General features: G+C 71.8%; 12 protein-coding genes and 1 pseudogene. 4 read left to right on the forward strand and 9 right to left on the reverse strand.

Features of this window, described 5'->3' with window-relative positions; genetic code table 11:
- Both MCAG_RS30465 and MCAG_RS34485 read left to right on the forward strand, forming a co-directional pair.
- On the forward strand, positions 1-401 hold a 401-nt coding region (locus MCAG_RS30465), incomplete at its 5' end, for a DUF1036 domain-containing protein (protein ID WP_232290096.1).
- A gap of 176 nt (positions 402-577) precedes the next feature.
- Complete coding sequence (locus tag MCAG_RS34485) at positions 578-1,471, forward strand: hypothetical protein (RefSeq protein ID WP_232290097.1); 894 nt, start codon at positions 578-580, stop codon at positions 1,469-1,471.
- Positions 1,472-1,547: 76 nt separating this feature from the next.
- Here MCAG_RS34485 and MCAG_RS05870 read toward each other — a convergent pair whose 3' ends face one another.
- Entirely contained in the window at positions 1,548-1,928 is a 381-nt protein-coding gene (locus MCAG_RS05870; protein ID WP_007072056.1) for a VOC family protein, read from the reverse strand.
- Between the two features lie 705 nt (positions 1,929-2,633).
- On the opposite strand from MCAG_RS05870, the gene MCAG_RS05875 reads away from it, so the two are divergent.
- Complete coding sequence (locus tag MCAG_RS05875; RefSeq protein ID WP_036376466.1) at positions 2,634-3,740, forward strand: CapA family protein; 1,107 nt, start codon at positions 2,634-2,636, stop codon at positions 3,738-3,740.
- Positions 3,741-4,198: 458 nt separating this feature from the next.
- Here MCAG_RS05875 and MCAG_RS05880 read toward each other — a convergent pair whose 3' ends face one another.
- The 5 genes from MCAG_RS05880 to MCAG_RS05900 form a co-directional block, all read right to left on the reverse strand.
- Positions 4,199-4,402 (reverse strand): DUF397 domain-containing protein, encoded by a 204-nt coding sequence (locus MCAG_RS05880; RefSeq protein ID WP_007072058.1) that lies wholly within the window; start codon positions 4,400-4,402, stop codon positions 4,199-4,201.
- Positions 4,403-4,405: 3 nt separating this feature from the next.
- Entirely contained in the window at positions 4,406-5,275 is an 870-nt protein-coding gene (locus MCAG_RS05885; RefSeq protein ID WP_007072059.1) for a helix-turn-helix transcriptional regulator, read from the reverse strand.
- Between the two features lie 149 nt (positions 5,276-5,424).
- Positions 5,425-7,617 carry a S8 family serine peptidase gene (locus MCAG_RS05890; RefSeq protein WP_007072060.1) on the reverse strand — a complete coding sequence of 731 codons (2,193 nt, stop codon included), beginning with the start codon at positions 7,615-7,617 and terminating at the stop codon, positions 5,425-5,427.
- A gap of 174 nt (positions 7,618-7,791) precedes the next feature.
- A complete protein-coding gene (uvrC, locus tag MCAG_RS05895) occupies positions 7,792-9,777 on the reverse strand; it encodes an excinuclease ABC subunit UvrC (protein WP_050777884.1) in 1,986 nt (661 codons plus the stop codon).
- 10 nt (positions 9,778-9,787) lie between these two features.
- Entirely contained in the window at positions 9,788-11,128 is a 1,341-nt protein-coding gene (locus tag MCAG_RS05900; RefSeq protein WP_007072062.1) for a jacalin-like lectin, read from the reverse strand.
- Between the two features lie 239 nt (positions 11,129-11,367).
- Here MCAG_RS05900 and MCAG_RS05905 point away from each other — a divergent pair, with 239 nt between their 5' ends.
- A complete protein-coding gene (locus tag MCAG_RS05905; protein WP_007072063.1) occupies positions 11,368-14,625 on the forward strand; it encodes a penicillin acylase family protein in 3,258 nt (1,085 codons plus the stop codon).
- A 50-nt stretch (positions 14,626-14,675) separates the two neighbouring features.
- Here the strand turns inward: MCAG_RS05905 and MCAG_RS05910 are convergent.
- The 3 genes and pseudogenes from MCAG_RS05910 to rsgA all read right to left on the reverse strand — a co-directional run bounded on the left by MCAG_RS05910 (position 14,676) and on the right by rsgA (position 19,571).
- Positions 14,676-15,127 (reverse strand): annotated as a pseudogene (locus MCAG_RS05910) (Rieske (2Fe-2S) protein).
- 160 nt (positions 15,128-15,287) lie between these two features.
- A complete protein-coding gene (gene uvrA / locus MCAG_RS05915; RefSeq protein ID WP_007072065.1) occupies positions 15,288-18,233 on the reverse strand; it encodes an excinuclease ABC subunit UvrA in 2,946 nt (981 codons plus the stop codon).
- Between the two features lie 285 nt (positions 18,234-18,518).
- Positions 18,519-19,571: a ribosome small subunit-dependent GTPase A gene (rsgA, locus tag MCAG_RS05920; protein WP_007072066.1), complete on the reverse strand. Its 1,053-nt coding sequence runs from the start codon at positions 19,569-19,571 to the stop codon at positions 18,519-18,521.
- Between the last annotated feature and the right edge of the window lie 61 nt (positions 19,572-19,632).

Genomic DNA, 19,632 nt, shown 5'->3' on the forward strand with positions numbered 1-19,632 from the left:
TCGACACCACCCCACTCAGCCGCCGTAGCGCGCTTCTGGCCAGTGGAGGACTGACGACCATGCAGCTCCACTTCCGCAACAGCTACGGCCCCCGGATCTGGGTCGCCATCATGTACTACGACACCGGCTGCAACAGCTACGGCTCTCCGTGGGCAACCCGCGGCTGGTGGGCCATCGACTACGGCACCTCGGCCTATGTCCTCAACACCAACAACCGCTACGCGTACTTCTACGCCGAGGCCGCCGACGGCGCCGTCTGGGCCGGGCCCTACGGCCCGATCTACGTCCCCCAGAGCGCCTTCAGCCTCTGCGAGAACATCGGCCAGACCGGCGCGCGGATCGTCGGACTCCGCGAGGTCTACATCCCCAGCGACAGCCATACGGTCAACCTCGTCCCCTGACCTGCCGCCGCACAGGGCCCGCCGGTTCACCGTCACGCCGAGCACGAGCTGCCCGCCCGGAACCCGGGCGGGTTCCTCGCCCACCAGGAGTTGCGCACCGAGCATCGGCGCCGGCCGACCTTCCTGGCCAAGCTCGACGCCGCCCGCCTACACCCCGGCCGGTAGCATGTACGCCCGTGGCGGTCCGCATCGACGTTGAGGCTTTCGGCGAATCCATCCCCACCGAAGTGGGTGAGGAAGCGGCGCGGCTGCTGTCCGCCGGCAGCGTCGGTGACCTGGAATCGGTCGGCGGTGGCGTCCAGGCGGTGGTACACGACCGCGAAGCCGCCTTGCAACCCTGGATCGGCATCGTCGACGGGATCTTCATCGGCGACTGCGAGTGTGGAACGGCCAACGGCGACCTCTGCGCGCACGCGGTCGCGACAGCGTTGACCGCGTTCGACGCGGGTATCGCCTTCTCCGGCGCCGCGACTCCACCCGGCGCCGTCGAGGTCGAGCCCGACCACGCCCGCTACCTTGAGGCAGCGCAGCGGCTGGCGCCACGGCAGCTGACGAACCTGGTGGCGGGATACGCGGAACGTGACCGTCTCTTCGCCACCCTGTTGCTGGCCGAGGCCGGCATGCTCCACGCGGCGGACCAGTCGGGGCTCGACGACGTCCGGGCCGCCATCCGGGAGGCGTCGAACGCCACCACCGGCAGCAGGTGGCAGATCTCCGACGTGGAGGCCGCCGGCAACAGCCTTGCCGCCGAGGTCGAGATCCTGACCGCCCGGCCAGCGACCCCCGCCATGCTCGACCTGGTCGAGGAGGCCATCCTCGTCTGGGACGAGTTGTCCGGCCACCTCCGCGACGCCTACCACATCACCCGCACCGAACCGGAAGAGATCACCGAACCACTCGTCGGAGCGCACCGCGACCTGTGCGAACGCCTCGACCTCGACCCGGACGAGATCGCGGACCGGGTGGACCGGCTCGTCGAACGCTGCCACCACGACACCATCGACGTCGACGTGTACGCCGACCTCCTCGGCGAACACGTACCCGCGATCAGCAGGTTCCCCCGCCGGTAGCAGCCACGTTCGACGCTGTCGGCAAGCCTGCTGATCCACTCGCCGGGACACGTCGGCGTCGTGAACGTCGGCCAGATCACGCTTCGCGCGGCTGGCTCACACCGAGAATGTTGCCTTCGCTGTCTTTGAACCAGGCGCCGCGCATCGTCGCAAACTCGGCAATGCCGTTGACCGTCTTGAGACCAGGGAGATCGTACTCTTCGAACGTCACGCCACGCCCTTGGAGGTCCACCATCTCGGCGTCGAGGTCGGCGACCATCCAGGCCGCCAACGTGTGCGGGGCCTGCCCAGCGTTGGAGGTGGGATAGACGAAGAACTGCGCTCCACCCGACTCGAAATGGACGGCGTCCTCGGTTGCCCGCGAGACGGTCAGGCCGAGGGTGTCGCGATAGAAGCGCTTGGCCCGTTCCAGGTCGCTCGCTGGAATGGCCGCCTGCACCGGTGCGTCTGCCAACATGATGGCTCACCTCCTGCGACAGCGTAGCCAGCACCGGGCCGACATGCTTCCGATTTGTCCAACTTGCGGCACCGCCGTGGCCGCTTCGGAACCCGCCGCCTGCCAGCTCCACCCCGCCGACACCGGTCGATCACCGACGCCGAGCGCGAAGTGGCGGGCACCCGTCATGCCATAGACAGGCGGCGATGCGATGCGGCCGAGCGCCGCGTCCAGCACCGGCGGCGCCTCCGATCGAGGACCTGCCAGTGCTGCACGCACACTCCTGGCGGTGCGGCGAAAAAGTATTCGGCGATGGATCGACTTGTGGCAGTCCACGGCATCGGCCTGGTCGAGGCGGCACCGATCGTCGGCTATCCGGAGAGCTGACGGGCCGGCCGACGTCAGAGCACGGTTCGACCGTGCGGATCTCCTCGCTCAGCGGGTACTCGTTGGGGTCCAGGCCCATCGCGATACGCTCCGGCGAGCGCCAGTAGTCGTGGACGGGCACCAGGACATCCATCCCCCAGACCGTCAGGGTGTCCGGTCCCGAGGGGGAACCTCACCTTCACCTCCGCTGCGGCGGCCTGAGCCCAGCACGTGGCCGGGCGGCCGAAGACCACCCCTCATCACTTCGGAGGGTGGTTCGTTACCTGTTGTCCCTGGTGAGGATGTGTGGGCGCCGGCCGTCGGCAGGTGAGCTGGCGGCGTGGCGGGGAAAGCGGCTGGATGCCCGACCTGACCCTCTTCCTCGGTGGCGACGTGATGACCGGCCGGGGCGTGGACGCGATCCTGCCCACGCCCGGCCCGTACGAACTGCGCGAACCTGCGGTACGCGACGCCCGCGACTACGTCGACCTCGCCCGGGCCGCCAACGGGCCCCTCCCGCGCCCGGCACCCCCGGCCTGGCCCTGGGGCGAGGCGCTCGACCTGCTCGACGAACTCAACCCGGACGTACGGCTGGTCAACCTGGAAACCACGGTGACCAGCCGGGGCACGCACGCGCCGGCCAAAACGATCCACTACCGGATGCACCCGCAGAACCTGGCCTGCCTCACCGCAGCCCGGCTCGACGTTTGCGCTTTGGCCAACAACCACATCCTCGACTTCGGCCCCGTGGGACTCACCGACACCCTCGACGCGCTGGCCGGCGCTGGCATCGCCACCGCCGGCGCGGGCCGGGACGCGGCGTCGGCAGGCGGACCCGCCCGGATACCGGCCGGCCAGGGCCACGACCTGCTCATCTGGTCGGTGGCCGCACCGTCCAGCGGCGTACCCCCGTCATGGGCGGCCACCGCCGGCGAACCTGGGGTGGCGTACCTGCCGGAGGTCTCGGCGGCCTCGGCGAACGCGCTGGCCGAGCGGATCGCCGCCGCGGCCGGGCCGGGAGACCGGGTGCTGGTCTCCGTGCACTGGGGCACCAACTGGGGGTACGACGTGCCGCCCGGACACGTCGACTTCGCCCACCGGTTGATCGACGCCGGCGTGGACGTGGTGCACGGCCACTCGTCGCACCACCCGCGACCAGTGGAGGTGTACCGCGACCGGCTGGTCCTCTACGGCTGCGGCGACCTGATCGACGACTATGAGGGAATCAGCGGACAGGAGGAATATCGGCCGCACCTGCGGCTGCTGTGGCTCCCGACCCTCGACACGGCCACCGGCGTGCTGCGACGCCTGCGGGCCGCCCCGATGCGGACACGCCGGATGCGGCTGGAACACGCCGCACCCGACGACAGCCACTGGCTGGCCGAACTGCTCAGCGGTTTCGGCCCGCCGTTCGCGCCCGGATTCACCGTCGCACCCGACCGACTGCTGACCATGCCTCCACGCTGACCAGACGGGACCGACCGGGCGGGCCACGGCCCACGCCACCACGCAGACAGCACCAAGCCGGGCTAGTGTTGCAGAAGTTGGCGGGAAGCCACTTGTTGATCGCGGCGATGTGCACAGGGTGGCCTGGTAGCGCACCGCCAGGCGCGGGCGGCCAGCTCGACCACCAGCAGCGCCTCCCGGGGGCAGTCACACTCGGCGGTGAAGCCGTCCGCCGTGACTCCCACCCAGACCTCGTACGTTGGCTGCCCGGCCTCCCGGATCACGCCGGACGCTTACCCGCCGACCGGCAGGAACTCCGCCGGTTGACCGGCTGCCCGCAACTTGTCGGCCGCTGCACAGGCCACGGAACCGGCCACGTCCCGCAGGGCTTCGATGCCGATGCTTACCGCCATCCGGTCATTCAACCGGGTGGAGGTGATGCCGCCGACGTCGGGGCGTCGACCAATTCGCCGGGGATGTCAGCCGCGCGGCCCGCGCCGCAGACCGGTGACGAACGACGACCAGGCGTTCCGGTCGAAGAGCAGCGCCGGCCCGCCCGGGTCCTTGGAATCCCGTACGGCCAGTGCGTCGGGCAGCTCCGCCACCTCGACACAGTTAGAGCCGCTTGCGCTGCTCCGGCTGCTCTTGCGCCATCTGTCCGCGGGAACATCCGGAGCGGTCATCGGTCAGGCCCCTTGGGTGCGCGTCCAGAACTCCTCGGCCACCCGGGCCAGGAAGCCAGCCGACTCGTCGGGGTCGAGCGCCTTGGCCATGAGGTGGTCGAACATGAGTCTATATCGGACCACGTGCCTCTCCTCCTCCAGCAAGAGCGTGCTGGAGTCGTGGTCGAGATAGACGACGGTGGGGTCCAGGGCCGGATCCGCGTAGTCGAGCAGGGTGAACGGGCCACCCATGGCCGCGTGCGCGCCGGCGGCGAAGGGCAGGATCTGGATCTCGACGGTGGGTAGCTCACAAGCCTCGATCAGGCGTGCGAGCTGAGCACGCATCACCTTCGGGCCGCCCACGACGCGCCGGACGGCCGCCTCGTCGAGCACTATCCACAGTCTCGGCGGCACGTCCCGCGAGAGCAGGGCCTTGCGGCCCAGTCGGGCGGCCACACGCCGGTCGGTCTCATCCTGATCGGCGGTGCTGCGCCCCGCCTTGACGATCGCGCGGACGTACTCCTCCGTCTGCAACAGGCCGGGAACGTACAGGCTCTCGAACGCGCTGATCGACGTCGCCTCTGCTTCGAAGCCGACATAGTCGTCCGGCAGCACGTCGCCGTACGCGCTCCACCAGCCCTTCTGGCGCGACTGCCGCAGCAGCGCGGTCAGCGATTCCCGTTCCTCCTCGGAGGCGTCGTAGAGGTCGAGCAACGGCGGCAGGTCCTTGGGCATCACCCGGGAGTGCCCGAGTTCGAAGCGGATGACCTTGGTGCGATGCCAGCCCAGAAGCTTGGCCACATCTTCAGCGGTGTGCCCGGTGCGGTCCCGCAGGCGACGCAGCTCGCGTCGCAGACGACGGGCTCTGATCGTCGGACTTGGCACCTGCGCCATCGCCGGCATCACCTCCACTGTGGGTAACCGATGAGCGACGGGGACGGCGAGACGGGCCGGTGACGGCTCCGCCGCGCCCCCTGCTGGCCCGTCGTTTCCGGTGGGAGTGAGTCACACCAGCCGGGTGACCCGCTCCCACACCATCACTGTCAGAGGGTCAGCTTCCAGCCTTCGAGCATGCCCTCGTAGCCGGCGGCGTTCTCGACCCGCAGCTTCCAGGTGCCGCGTGTCGGCTTCCCGGACAGGTCGGCGATGAAGGCTTCGCGGGCGTTCGCCTTGTACGAACCCACGCCGCTCTCCTTGAGCAGGAACGCCCGCCCGTCCGGGGCGATGAGGGAGATCTGGAGGTCCCGGCCGTACCGGTGAGCGATGTTGGTCTCGATGTAGCTGGTGGTCGACGGCGCCCGGCCGCAGTCGGGCACGCTGATCGGTGATTCGATCGTGCCGGAGGCCGGAATCCGCACGTCGGCGGTGGCGATCCCGCCGCACGCGGGCGCCGGCAGGTCGGCGCCGGCCACGTTGATCCGCCACGACTCGAGGAACCCGGTGCCCTGGGCCAGGTTGTCACTGATGTACAGGTTCCAGGTGCCGTTCGCCGGCTCGGCCGACAGGTCGTAGGTGAACGTGTAGTCGATGCGGTCGCTGCTCCCGCCGGTGTGATCCATGAGGAAGTACCAGGTGCCGTTGGGCGAGATCAGCCGCACGTCGAGCTCCCCGATCACGGAGTGGTCGATGTGCACCTCCACCGTGCTGTTGCGGGCGGCGGCGCCGGGGCACCCGGCGATGGTGATGGGGGCGTAGAGGTTCTGGGTGTCGGTGATCGCCCGGTCGGTGCCGTCGGAGCGGACGCAGCCGGGCACGTCGTCGACGCGCAACTGGAACACCAGCGGGCGGATCGCGCTGACCCCGGTGCCGATCACCGTGACGGTGTACGAGCCGGCCAGCGTCGTCGACGCGGTGCTGATCGTGAGGGTGGTGCTTCCGTTCGAGGAGATGGCGGCGGGCTGGAACGTGGCCGTGACACCCGCGGGCAGGCCCTGGGCCGCCAGGGATACCGGCTGGGGCGTGCCCCTGGTGACGGTGCCGGTGATCGTGGTGGAGACGACGCCACCGGCGGTGACGGTGCCGCTGGCCGGGGTGGCGGTCAGGGTGAAGTCGTCGGCCGGGGTGGTGGAGTCGACGTGCAGCAGCCGGTTCGGCGAGCCGACGCCCGCGTCGGTCACCACCCCGGCGGTGGCGTCGGCCAGGAGCGTCTGGGTCACCTGCGCCGGGGTGTAGGTCGGGTGTTCGGCCAGGATCAGCGCGGCGGCCCCGGCGACGTGCGGGCTGGCCATCGACGTCCCCGAGGCGGTGCGGGTGACCGTGTCGCCGCCGATGTACGCCGAGGTGATGTCGACGCCCGGCGCGAACAGGTCCACGCACGTGCCGATGTTGGAGAACGGGGCACGCGCGTCGGTGACGCCGGTGGCGGCCACCGTGATCGCCTCCGGCACGGCGGCCGGGGTGGTCGTGCACGCGTCGGCGCCGTTCTCGTTGCCCGCGGCCACCGCGTAGGTGACACCGTCGGCGATCGAGCGTCTCACGGCCTCGACCATGGGCGCGTACGCCGCGCCGCCGAGGCTCATGTTCGCCACGGCCAGCTCTCCGGGGTCGTGGTTGCCGGTCACCCAGTCGACCCCGGCGATGACCTGCGAGGCGTAGGCGCCACCGGTGCAGCTCAGCACGCGCACGGCGACCAGTTGCACGTTCTTGGCCACCCCGAAGGTGGACCCGCCGAGCGTACCGGCCACGTGGGTGCCGTGGCCCTGGCAGTCTTTGGCGTCGGCGTCGTTGTCGAGGAAGTCCCACCCGGACACCGCCCGCCCGGCGAACTCGGTGTGGGTGAGGTTGATGCCGGAGTCGATGACGTAGGCCCGCACGGCCGCCGAGGCGCGGGGGTAGGTGAACGACTTGTCGAGCGGCAGCGCGCGCTGGTCGACCCGGTCGAGGCCCCAGGACGGGGTCGGGCTCTGCACGTCGGACACGGACACCGTGTGGTTCTGGGTCACCGAGGCCACGGCCGGGTCGGCGGCGAGCCGGCGCGCGCCCCGCTCGGACAGCCGGGCCTCGAAGCCGCGCAGGGCGTGCCGGTAGATCAGGCCGACGTCGCCGCCCTGCCGCGCCGTGAGGGAGCGTGCGGTGGCGGGCACCGCGTCGGCCCCGACGGCGGCGTCCCGCAACACGACGATGTAGGAGCCGGCCACGGCGTCCGGGCCGCCGGCGCCGAGGATCTCGCCCTCGGCCGGGGCGGCGAGCGCGGGCGCGGCGGTCGCGGTGAGGGCCAGCAGGGTCGCTGCGGCCACGATGCCGGACCGGAGCGAGGAGGCCCTACGGTGTCCTGCCGGTGCCATGGTTACCTCCCCTGGCCTGCGCCCGGGACCGGCCCTGTCGCGCACGCCAGGCGACAGGGGGGGGCGAGTTTCCGGACAGCGATACCGCCACATTATGGACACCCGGCCACCCTCAACGCTATAGATTCACGTCGATTTTTCGCTCGGGTTCTCGCTGTCTTCCGCCGCGTCGGCCTCGGCGGGCCGTGGACCCGCCTCGGGGTTGAGGGCGGCGGTGATCGCCTCGGCGGTGCGCCGCCCCACACCCGGGACCTCCGTCATCTCCTCCACCGAGGCCGCCGCGAGCCGCTTGAGCGAGCCGAAGTGGCGCAGCAGCGCCTTGCGCCGCACCTCGCCGAGGCCGGGCACCGAGTCCAGCGCCGACTCCGTCATCCGCTTGGAGCGGCGCTGCCGGTGGAAGGTGATGGCGAACCGGTGCGCCTCGTCACGCACCCGTTGCAGCAGGTAGAGCCCCTCGGAGGTGCGCGGCAGGATGACCGGGAACTCGTCGTCGGGCAGCCACACCTCCTCCAGCCGCTTGGCCAGACCGCACAGCGCCACGTCGTCGATGCCCAGCTCGGCCAGCGCCTGCGCCGCCGCCGCGACCTGCGGCGCGCCCCCGTCCACCACGACCAACTGCGGCGGGTACGCGAACCGGCGCGGCCGGCCCGTCGTCGGGTCGATGCCCGGCCGGTCCGGGTCGGCGGCGGTCTCCTCCCCCAGCTCGCCGGTCTCGGCGCGAACGTCGAGGTAGCGGGCGAAGCGGCGGCGCAGCACCTCCGACATGGCGGACAGGTCATCGGTGGCGCCCCGGATGACGAACCGGCGGTACTCGCTCTTGCGGGGCAGGCCGTCCTCGAAGACGACCATGCTGGCCACCACGTCGGTGCCCTGGATCTGGGAGACGTCGAAGCACTCGATGCGCAGCGGCGAGGTGCGCATGCCCAGCGCGTCGCTGATCTCGTCGAGGGCCTTGCCCCGGATGGTCAGGTCGCTGCCGCGTTTGAGCTTGTGCCGGGCGAGAGCATCCTTCGCGTTGCGCTCCACCGTCTCCAGCAGGGACCGCTTGTCGCCGCGCTGCGGCACCCGCAGCGACACCCGGCTGCCCCGCCGGCCGGTCAGCCAGTCGGCGAGCGCGTCGGCGTCGGCGGGCAGGGCGGGCACCAGCAGCTCGCGGGGCACGTCGGCCTCGCCCCGCTCGCCGCCGTAGACCTGGGTGCAGAAGTGGTGCACCAGGTCGCCGGGGGTCAGCTCCTCCGTCTTCTCCACCACCCAGCCGCGCTGGCCACGCACCCGGCCGTCGCGGACGTGGAAGACCTGGACGGCGGCCTCCAACGGGTCGTCGGCGAAGGCGACCACGTCGGCGTCGGTGCCGTCGCCGAGCACCACGGTCTGCTTCTCCATGGCCCGGCGCAGCGCCGCGACGTCGTCGCGCAGCCGGGCCGCCTTCTCGAACTCCAGCGCCTCGCTGGCCTCGGTCATCTCGCGTTCGAGCCGACGGACCATGGTGTCGGTGCGCCCGGCCATGAAGTCGCAGAAGCCGTCGACGATGTCCCGGTGCTCCTCGGCGGTGACGCTGCCGACACAGGGGGCGGAGCACTTGCCGATGTACCCCAGCAGGCAGGGGCGGCCGACCTGCCCGGCCCGCTTGAAAACGCCGGCCGAGCAGGTGCGCGCCGGGAAGACCCGTAGCAGCAGGTCGAGCGTCTCGCGGATCGCCCAGGCGTGCGAGTACGGCCCGAAGTAGCGCACGCCCTTGCGCTTGGCCCCCCGCATCACCTGGAGCCGGGGGAACTCCTCGTCGAGGGTGACCGCGAGGTACGGGTACGACTTGTCGTCGCGGTAGCGGACGTTGAACCGGGGGTCGTACTGCTTGATCCAGGTGTATTCGAGCTGGAGGGCCTCGACCTCGGTGCCCACGGTGACCCAGTCGACCGACTCGGCCGTGGTGACCATCTGCTGGGTGCGCTGGTGCAGCCCCCACAGGTCGGCGAAGTAGGAGTTGAGCCTGCTGCGCAGGTTCTTCGCCTTGCCGACGTAGATCACCCGGCCGGTGCCGTCGCGGAACCGGTAGACCCCCGGGGCCTCGGGGATGGTGCCGGGTGCGGGACGGTAGGTCGAGGGGTCAGCCACGCTTCGAAGACTAGCCGCCGGCCCCGACACTCCAGAGGACGCCGAGTTGGTCGACCTCGCTGCCGGCGCGGCCGAAGAACCCGGCGAGCCGCCCGCCGGGCGGGGCGGTGAAGGTCACCGCGTCGGCGGTCGGGGTGCCCCCGGCCAGGGTGCGGCCGAGGTTGGTGGTGAGCTGGGCGGAGAAGATCCGGGTCCGGCCGTCCTTCTTGCCCTGGGTGAGGGTGACCTGGTTGACGTACTCGCCGTCGGCCAGGGTCAGGCTGGCCGGGGTGCCGCCCGTGCCGCCGTGGGTGAGCGTGGTGCCGTCGGCGAGGCCCACACCGATCTGGTCGAGCCGGGAGCCGGCGCGCAGCGAGACGGCGGTGGCCCGGGCGCCGACGGCGTCGAGGTCGGTGAACGGGGTGCCGTGCGGGCCACCCCAGGTGTCGCTGGCCCGCAGCCCGTCGGCGAGGCTCCAGGAGAACCAGGCGGCGTGCGGGTAGTGGTCGGACAGCGGCGCGCCGGCCGGGTCCAGGAACGAGGCGTGCTCGTTGTGGTAGCGGGTGAAGTCGAGGTCGATCAGCCGGTTACCCCGGTAGAGGATCTTGTCGACGACCTCGCAGGCGTTTGTGACGTTCGCCGGGTCGCAGGTCAGCGCCGGACTGCCGGCGGCCGGGGGCATCCCGCCGCGCTCCTGCTGCACCCACACGTCGGTGAGGCCGTTGGCGGCCACCAGGTCGCGGATGTTGTCGCCGGTGCGGGTGTAGCGGACGTTGAGGTCACCGGCCACGATCACCGCGCTGCCGGCGGAGTTCGCCTGGATGTACGCGGAGAGCTGGCTGATGTTGGACCGCCGGGCGGCGAGGTTCGGCTCGTCGCTGCCGGCGTTGGTGTGCACGTTGTAGAAGTCCACGTAGACCCCCTCGGCCAGCCGGATCCGGGACCGGGTGAAGCCCTTCGGGGTGAGGCAGTCGGTGCCGTTGCAGTCTTGCCAGCGCACCCGGACGAAATCCGACACCGGGTAGGTCGACATCGTGTTGAGGCCGTCGCCGAAGGGCACTCCCCCGCTGGTGGGCGTGCGGTACGGGTGCCGGTCGGTGGCGTACAGGTCGGCGTGGTAGTTGAAGTCCTCCTGGACGTGCACGATGTCGTAGGCGTTGACCCGCTCGCCGATGGGCCGGGTGTTTGTCGCCGGGTTGCCGCTCGACAGCAGCTCGGGCAGGCCGGCGATGTTGTAGGTGAGCACTGAGAAGCCGCCCGAGGCGGCGGGGGTGGGCACGGCCTCGGCCGCGGGCGCGGCGACGGCCGGCGCGGACGGGGCTAGCAGGGCGGCCAGCAGCGCTACGGGCGCGAGCAGGCGGGTGGGTCTCATCCGACGTCCATTCTCGACAACGGGACCGGGGCGCGGCCGGCACCAGCAGCCCGGAGGGAGTCGAAGGTTATCGAACTCGTCCGACCGACTCAATACTCGCGGGTAACCGGCGTGCGACATGCTGATAGACGTCTTCCAATCTCGACGCGGGACGCTTACCATCCGGTAACTGAATGTTCTTCATGTAACGATCGCCACCCCGCCCCCCCGTCATGATCCCCACCGCTCGGAGGATCACCATGCCCCGTTCCACCGCCCCGCGCCGCCTACTGGCCGGCGCGACCGCCGCCGTCGGTGTCGCCGCCCTGCTCGTCGCCACCCCGACCACCCCGCCCGCGAACGCCGCCGCCGTGAACGCCGCCGCCGCCGCGAACGCCGCCGAGACCAGCTCGTTCGCCGCCAACGACTACTGCCTGGGCGAGTGCGGCGACATCGTGCCGCCCGGCCAGAACGGCAACGCCACGCTCGTCGAGGTCCTCGCCAACCAGACCCTCGGCACGCTGCCCCGGCATTCCGCCGACCAGCTCGGCAAGTACGCCGACCTCGTCTACGGCTACGCCGGCCTGCGCCCCGAGCAGATCGGCACCTTCTTCAACGACGCCTCCTTCGGCGTGCCGTCCGGGCAGGTCGAACGGGACTACTCGCCCCGCGCGGACGTGCGGGTCGTGCGGGACCGGGCCACCGGCGTCCCGCACGTCACCGGCACCACCCGGGGCGGCACCATGTACGGGGCGGGGTACGTCGGCGCCGAGGACCGGCTGTTCACCATGGACCTGATGCGCCACGTCGGCCGGGGCACCCTCACTCCGTTCGCCGGCGGGGCCCCCAGCAACCGGGAGCTGGAGCAGAGCGTCTGGCGCAACTCGCCGTACACCGAGGCGGACCTCGTCGCGCAGGTCGAGGCGCTGCGCGCCAAGGGCCCGCGCGGGGAGCAGCTCTACGCCGACGTCCAGGAGTACATCGCCGGCGTCAACGCCTACATCGGCGTCTGCATGGCCAACCGCAACTGTCCCGGCGAGTACGTCCTCACCGGACACCTCGACGCGATCACCAACGAGGGCGGCCCGAAGCCGTTCACGATGACCGACCTCATCGCGATCGCCGGCGTCGTCGGCGGCCTGTTCGGCGGCGGGGGCGGCACCGAGATGCAGTCCGCGCTGGTCCGCATCGCCGCCCGCGCCAAGTTCGGCCCGACCGAGGGCGACAAGGTGTGGACGGCCTTCCGCAACCAGAACGACCCGGAGACGGTGCTGACCCTGCACGACGGGCAGAGCTTCCCCTACGGTTCCGCCTCCCCCGACGCGGCGAGCGTGGTGCTGCCCGACGCCGGCACGGCCACGGTGGAGCCGGTCTTCACCGACCCCACCGGCTCCGCCGCCAGCCGGGCCACCGGCAGCAGCGGCTCCGAGCTGGCCGCCGCGCTGTCCGGGCTGACCATCGACCCGGCCCACCGGGGCATGTCCAACGCGGCCGTCGTCTCCGCCGCGAACTCCGCGACCGGGCACCCGGTGGCGGTGTTCGGGCCGCAGACCGGCTACTTCTCCCCGCAGCTTCTGATGATCCAGGAGTTGCAGGGCCCGGGGATCAGCGCGCGGGGCGCCGCGTTCGCGGGCCTCAACCTCTACGTGCTGCTCGGCCGGGGCCAGGACTACGCCTGGAGCGCCACCTCCTCCATCCACGACATCACCGACACGTACGCGGTGCCGCTGTGCACCACCGACGGCAGCGCGCCGACGCTGACCAGCGACCACTACCTCTACCGGGGGCAGTGCGTGGCGATGGAGCAGCTCGCGCACACCAACAAGTGGAAGCCGACGGCCGCCGACACGACGCCCGCCGGGTCGTACAAGCTGGTGGCCTGGCGCACGAAGCTCGGCCTGGTCGCCTGGCGCGGGACCGTCGGCGGCAAGCCGCACGCGTTCACCCAGCTCCGCTCCACCTACCGGCACGAGGCGGACTCCGCGATCGGCTTCCAGATGTTCAACGACCCGACCCAGATGGGCACCGCCGACGCCTTCGTCGCCTCGGCGAGCAACGTCGAGTACGCGTTCAACTGGTTCTACGTCAACTCCACCCAGTCGGCGTACTTCAACTCCGGGCTCAACCCGCTGCGCGCGCCCGGGTCCAACCCGAACCTGCCGATGAAGGCCGAGCCCGCGTACGAGTGGCAGGGCTTCCAGCCCGACACGAACACCGCCAGCTACGCGCCGCGGTCGGCCCACCCCAACTCGGTGGACCAGGACTACTACATCAGCTGGAACAACAAGCAGGCCAAGGACTTCGGCGGCGCCGACGGCAACTTCAGCTTCGGCGCGGTGCACCGGGGCGACCTGCTCGACAAGCCGCTGAAGGCTGGCATCGCCGCCGGAAAGAAATACGACCGGGCCACGCTGACCGCGTTGGTGGAGCGGGCCGGCCTGACCGACCTGCGCGGGGTCGAGGTGCTCGACGAGCTGATCCGGGTGCTGGAGAGCCAGCCCGTCGGCGACGCCGCCCTGGCCGCCGAGATCACGAAGCTCAAGGCGTGGCGGCAGGCCGGCGCGCTGCGGGTGGAGACGGCCAAGGGCTCGAAGGTGTACCAGCACGCCGACGCCATCCGCACCTTCGACGCCTGGTGGCCGCTGCTGGTGCGGGGCATGTTCCGCGACCCCCTCGGCCCCGACCTCTACCAGTCGCTGATCAACGCCCTCCAGATCAACGAGTCCCCCTCCGGCCACCAGCGGGGCGACACGTCGACCCTGCCCACGTCCGCGAACGAGGCCCAGGCGCACAAGGGCTCGTCGTTCCAGTACGGCTGGTGGGGGTACGTCGACAAGGATCTGCGCGCGGTCCTCGGCGACCCGGTCTCCGGCGGCCTCGGCCGCACCTACTGCGGCGGCGGCACCCTCGCCGGCTGCCGGCAGACCCTGCTCGACACGCTGAAGGCGGCTGCCGCGACCCCGGCCACCACCACCTACCCGGGCGACGCCACCTGCGCGGCGGGCGACCAGTGGTGCGCCGACGCGATCGTCCAGTCGCCGCTGGGCGGGATCAAGCACGCCGCGGTCGCCTGGCAGAACCGGCCCACCTACCAGCAGGTGGTGTCGTTCCCGGCGAAGCGCGGCGACGACGTGAGCAACCTCGCCGCCGGGAAGGCGGTGACCGCGTCGAGCGCCCAGGTCGGCTACGCCGCCACCAAGGCCGTCGACGGGGACCTGGGCACCCGGTGGGCCAGTTCCTGGGCCGACGACCAGACGCTCACCGTCGACCTGGGCTCGGCCCGGCAGGTGAGCCGGGTGGCGCTGGCATGGGAATCGGCGTACGCGCGGTCGTACCGGATCGAGGTCTCCGCCGACGGCTCGACCTGGCGCACGGCCTGGTCCACCACGGCCGGCGACGGCGGCACCGACGTGGTCGCGTTCGGCACCGAGACCGCGCGGTACGTGCGGATGCACGGCCTGACCCGGGCCACGTCCTACGGCTTCTCGCTGTGGGAGATGTCTGTGTACGCGCGCTGACGCGCGAGCACGGCGGCCGGCCCGGGACGTCCCGGGCCGGCCGCCGCCGTTCAGGCCAGGCTGATCCGGTCGCCGTCGACCTTGAGCTCCTTGGCCGCGAGGGCCTTCGTCGCCGGGCCCGACGTCACCGAGCCGTCGGTGATGGAGAACTTGCTGTTGTGGCAGGTGCAGTTGATGGTGCCGCCGTCGACGTGGGCAGGCCTGGTGGTGCAGATCGGGTCGAACCCTTGAACGTACCGGCCTCGGGCTGGGTGATCACCACGCCCTTGGCGGCGAACACCGCACCGCCGCCGACCGGGATGTCGGCGGTGCTGGCCAGCGCGCCAGAGTCGCCGGCCCCGCCGGTCGCCGAGGCCCCGCCAGTCGGCGCGGAGCCGCCGCCGGCCTTGTCGTCGCTGCCGCACGCCGCCAGGACGACCGTCGCGCCCACCGCCCCGGCACCGGCGAGGAGGGCGCGCCGCGTCTGCGTGGCCGGCCCGGTCCGCACCTGCTCGTCACTCATGTCTGGCCTCTCTTCTCGACTGCCCGGCCCGTGAGCTCCCCGGACCTCGTTGGAGTCCACGGATCACTGTGCCCGAAGGTTCAGTCGACCACAGCGATCGTCTCGGTGGAATGGGCCGGGGGCGTCCCGTCGCCGGAGCGCCCCCGGTGCGGCCGGTCGGTCAGCGCGCCCCGGCCGGGACCTTCCGGACCCGGGGGCGGGTGGCGGCGCCGTTGGCCTTCGCGGCCCGGCCGGTGGCCGCCTTCGCGCCCCGCGCCTCGCCGTCGAGCCCGAGCACTGGGCGCAGGAACCGGCCGGTGTGGCTCTCGGGGACCTCGGCGACCTCCTCGGGGGTGCCGGTGGCCAGCACCGTGCCACCCCGGTGGCCGCCCTCGGGGCCCATGTCGATCAGCCAGTCGGCCGTCTTGATCACGTCGAGGTTGTGCTCGATGGTGATCACCGTGTTGCCCTTGTCGACCAGGCCCTCCAGCACCATCAGCAGCTTGCGGATGTCCTCGAAGTGCAGGCCGGTGGTCGGCTCGTCGAGCACGTAGACCGTCCGGCCGGTCGAGCGCTTCTGCAACTCGGAGGCGAGCTTGACCCGCTGCGCCTCGCCGCCGGAGAGCGTCGGTGCGGGCTGGCCCAGCCGGACGTAGCCCAGGCCGACGTCGACCAGCGTCTTGAGGTGCCGGTGGATCGCCGGGATCGCGGAGAAGAACTCGGCGGCCTCCTCGATCGGCATTTCCAGCACGTCGGAGACGGTCTTGCCCTTGTAGTGCACCTCCAGGGTCTCCCGGTTGTACCGGGCGCCCTTGCAGACCTCGCACGGGACGTACACGTCGGGCAGGAAGTTCATCTCGATCTTGATGGTGCCGTCGCCGGAGCACGCCTCGCACCGGCCGCCCTTGACGTTGAACGAGAACCGGCCCGGCCCGTACCCCCGGACCTTGGCCTCGGTGGTCTCGGCGAACAACTTGCGGACGTGGTCCCAGACGCCGGTGTAGGTGGCCGGGTTGGACCTGGGGGTGCGGCCGATCGGCGACTGGTCGACGCCGACCACCTTGTCCACGTGCTCCAGGCCGCTGATGCGGGTGTGCCGGCCCGGCACGTGCCGCGCCCCGTTGATCTGGTTGGCCAACACCGCGTGCAGGATGTCGTTGACCAGGGTCGACTTGCCGGAGCCGCTGACCCCGGTGACCGCGATGAGCTGGCCCAGCGGGAACGACACGGTCAGGTTGCGCAGGTTGTGCTCCCGCGCGCCGTGCACCACCAACTCCCGGCCCGGGGTCTGCGGCCGGCGGCCCTTCGGCGTCGGGATCTCCCGCCGCCCCGACAGGTACGCCCCGGTCACCGACTCCGGGTTGGCCAGCAGGTCGGGCACCGACCCGGAGTGCACGATCCGGCCGCCGTGCTCCCCCGCGCCCGGCCCGATGTCGACGATCCAGTCGGCGGTGCGGATGGTGTCCTCGTCGTGCTCGACCACGATCAGGGTGTTGCCCAGCCCACGCAGCCGCACCAGCGTCTCGATGAGCCGGTGGTTGTCGCGTTGGTGCAGGCCGATGGACGGCTCGTCGAGCACGTAGAGCACCCCGACCAGGCCGGAACCGATCTGGGTGGCCAGCCGGATGCGCTGCGCCTCGCCGCCGGACAGGGTGCCGGCCGGGCGGTCCAGGGACAGGTAGTCCAGCCCGACGTCGAGCAGGAACTTCAACCGGGCGTTGATCTCCTTGAGCACCCGCTCCGCGATCAGCTTCTGCCGGTCGGTCAGCTCGATGCCGGCCAGCAGCTCGGCGCACTCGCCCACCGACAGGTTGCACACCTCGGCGATGCTCTTGCCGGCCAGGGTGACCGCGAGCACCTCGGGCTTGAGCCGCGCTCCGCCGCAGGCCGCGCAGGGCACGTCGCGCATGTAGCCCTCGTACTTCTCCCGCGACCACTCGCTCTCGGTGTCGGTGTGCCGCCGCTCGATCCACTGCACCACGCCCTCGAAGCCGGTGAAATAGGAGCGCTCGCGGCCGTACTTGTTGCGGTAGCGCACATGCACCTGGTCGCCGGAGCCGTGCAGGATCGTCTTCTGCGCCCGCGCCGGCAACGCCCGCCACGGGGTGTCGACGTCGAAGTGCTCGGTCTCGCCCAGCGCCTCCAGCAGGCGCAGGAAGTATTCCAGGTTGTGCCCGTTCGACCAGGGCTGGATCGCGCCCTCGCGCAGGGTGCGCTCCGGATCGGGGACGACCAGCTCCGGGTCGACCTCCTTCTTCGTGCCCAGGCCGGTGCACTCCGGGCACGCGCCGTACGGGGCGTTGAACGAGAAGACCCGGGGCTCCAGGTCCTCGATCGCGAGGGGGTGGTCGTTGGGGCAGGCCAGGTGCTCGGAGTAGCGGCGCTCCCGGTCCGGGTCGTCCTCGGCGAGGTCGACGAAGTCGAGCAGCACCAGGCCGCCGGAGAGGCCGAGCGCCGCCTCCACCGAGTCGGTCAGCCGCTGCTTCGCGCCGGCCTTGACGGTGAGCCGGTCGATCACCACCTCGATGGTGTGCTTCTCCTGCTTCTTGAGCTTCGGCGGCTCGGTCAGCGGGTGGACCACGCCGTCGACCCGGGCCCGGGCGTACCCCTTGCCCTGGAGCTCGGCGAAGAGGTCGACGTACTCGCCCTTGCGGCCCCGCACCACCGGGGCCAGCACCATGAACCGGGTGCCCTCGGCCATCGCGAGGACCCGGTCGACGATCTGCTGCGGGCTCTGCCGGGAGATCCGCTCCCCGCAGACCGGGCAGTGCGGCTCGCCGACGCGGGCGTAGAGCAGGCGCAGGTAGTCGTAGACCTCGGTGATCGTGCCGACGGTCGAGCGCGGGTTGCGCGAGGTGGACTTCTGGTCGATGGAGACGGCGGGGCTGAGGCCCTCGATGAAGTCGACGTCCGGCTTGTCCATCTGGCCGAGGAACTGCCGGGCGTACGAGGAGAGCGACTCGACGTAGCGGCGCTGCCCCTCGGCGAAGATGGTGTCGAAGGCCAGGCTCGACTTGCCGGACCCCGAGAGCCCGGTGAAGACGATCAGGGCGTCCCGGGGCAGGTCGAGACTGACGTCACGCAGGTTGTGCTCGCGCGCGCCACGGATGATCAGTCGGTCGGCCACTGTCCGTGTACTCCCGGTGAAGAAGGCGAGGAGGATCTGCCCGCTCGGGGGCGGCCGGATGGGTTCCGGGACGGCCCCGAGCGGTCGTGCGGGCGCAGATGAAGCGCCTCGGCAACTCTAGCCCCGAGGTGTGACAACTTCCCGCGCCCGCACATTCCCCCAGGTCATCCCGGTCACGCCGGAGCGTGTCACGGCCGGGTGGACCTTCCCCGCCCGTGGCCCCGGCGACCGGCCGCCCACCCGGACGCGCCGATCAGCTCCACGCCACCGGGGCAACACCCTGCGTCACGACCGGGCCGTCCGCCGGCACCCGCCGCGCCAGCCGCCCCGCCGCTCGGCGGCCAGCCGGGCCTCCCGGCGCCGACTCTCGGAGGCGACCTCCCGTTGCAGCCGACGCCAACTGTCGTAGCGCCGGACGGTCAACTCGCCGGCGGCGAGGGCGTCACGGACCGCGCAGCCCGGCTCGGCGTCGTGCGCGCAGTCGCCGTACCGGCAGCCGGCGGCCAGTTCGGTGATGTCGGTGAAGGCCCGGTCCAGGCCGGCCGCGCCGTCGAGCAGGCCGACCGCCCGTACCCCCGGGGTGTCCAGCACCGCGCCGCCGCCCGGCACCGGCACCAGAGCCCGCCAGGTAGTGGTGTGCCGGCCCTTGCCGTCGACCCGGCGGATCGCCTGGGTCGGCATCACCACCGCCCCGGCCAGGGCATTGACCAGGCTCGACTTGCCGGCGCCGGACGGGCCGAGCAGCCCGAGGGTGCGGCCCGGGGCGACGTACGGGCGCAGCGCGTCGAGGCCGTCGCCCCGCTCCGCGCTGACCGGCAGCACCGGCACCCCGGGGGCGGCCCCGGCGAGCTGCCGGGCGATCGCCGCCGGGTCGGCGGCGAGGTCGACCTTGGCGAGCACCACCAGCGGCGTGGCGCCCGAGAAGTGCACCAGGGACAGCAGCCGCTCGATCCGGGCGACGTCCGGCTCAGGGTGTACCGGCTCGACGACGGCCGCCGCGTCGAGGTTGGCGGCGAGCACCTGCCCGCTGGCGTCCTTGCCGGCGGTGCGGCGCACCAGCGCCGTGCGCCGGGGCAGCACGGACTCCACGGTGACCGGCCCGTCGGGCCAGGCGCGCAGCAGCACCCAGTCGCCGGCGCAGGGCAGCCCGGTCAGGTCGCGGGCCGCGTCGGCGAGCACCGCCGGGCCCAGGGTGGCACGGATGGGCCCGTCCGCGCCGAGCACGGTGCACACGCCGCGGTCGACGCGGGCCACCCGGCCCGGACGCCGGCCGGGGCGGGCACGTGCGAGGGCCGCCCATTCGGCGTCCCAGCCGAGGGCGGTCAGATCGATGGTCATGGCAACCTTTCGGAATCGGAGAACACCGGTGGGGCGACACGCGTGCTACGACCGGCATGGG

This window comes from Micromonospora sp. ATCC 39149, assembly GCF_000158815.1.
GTDB lineage: Bacteria > Actinomycetota > Actinomycetes > Mycobacteriales > Micromonosporaceae > Micromonospora.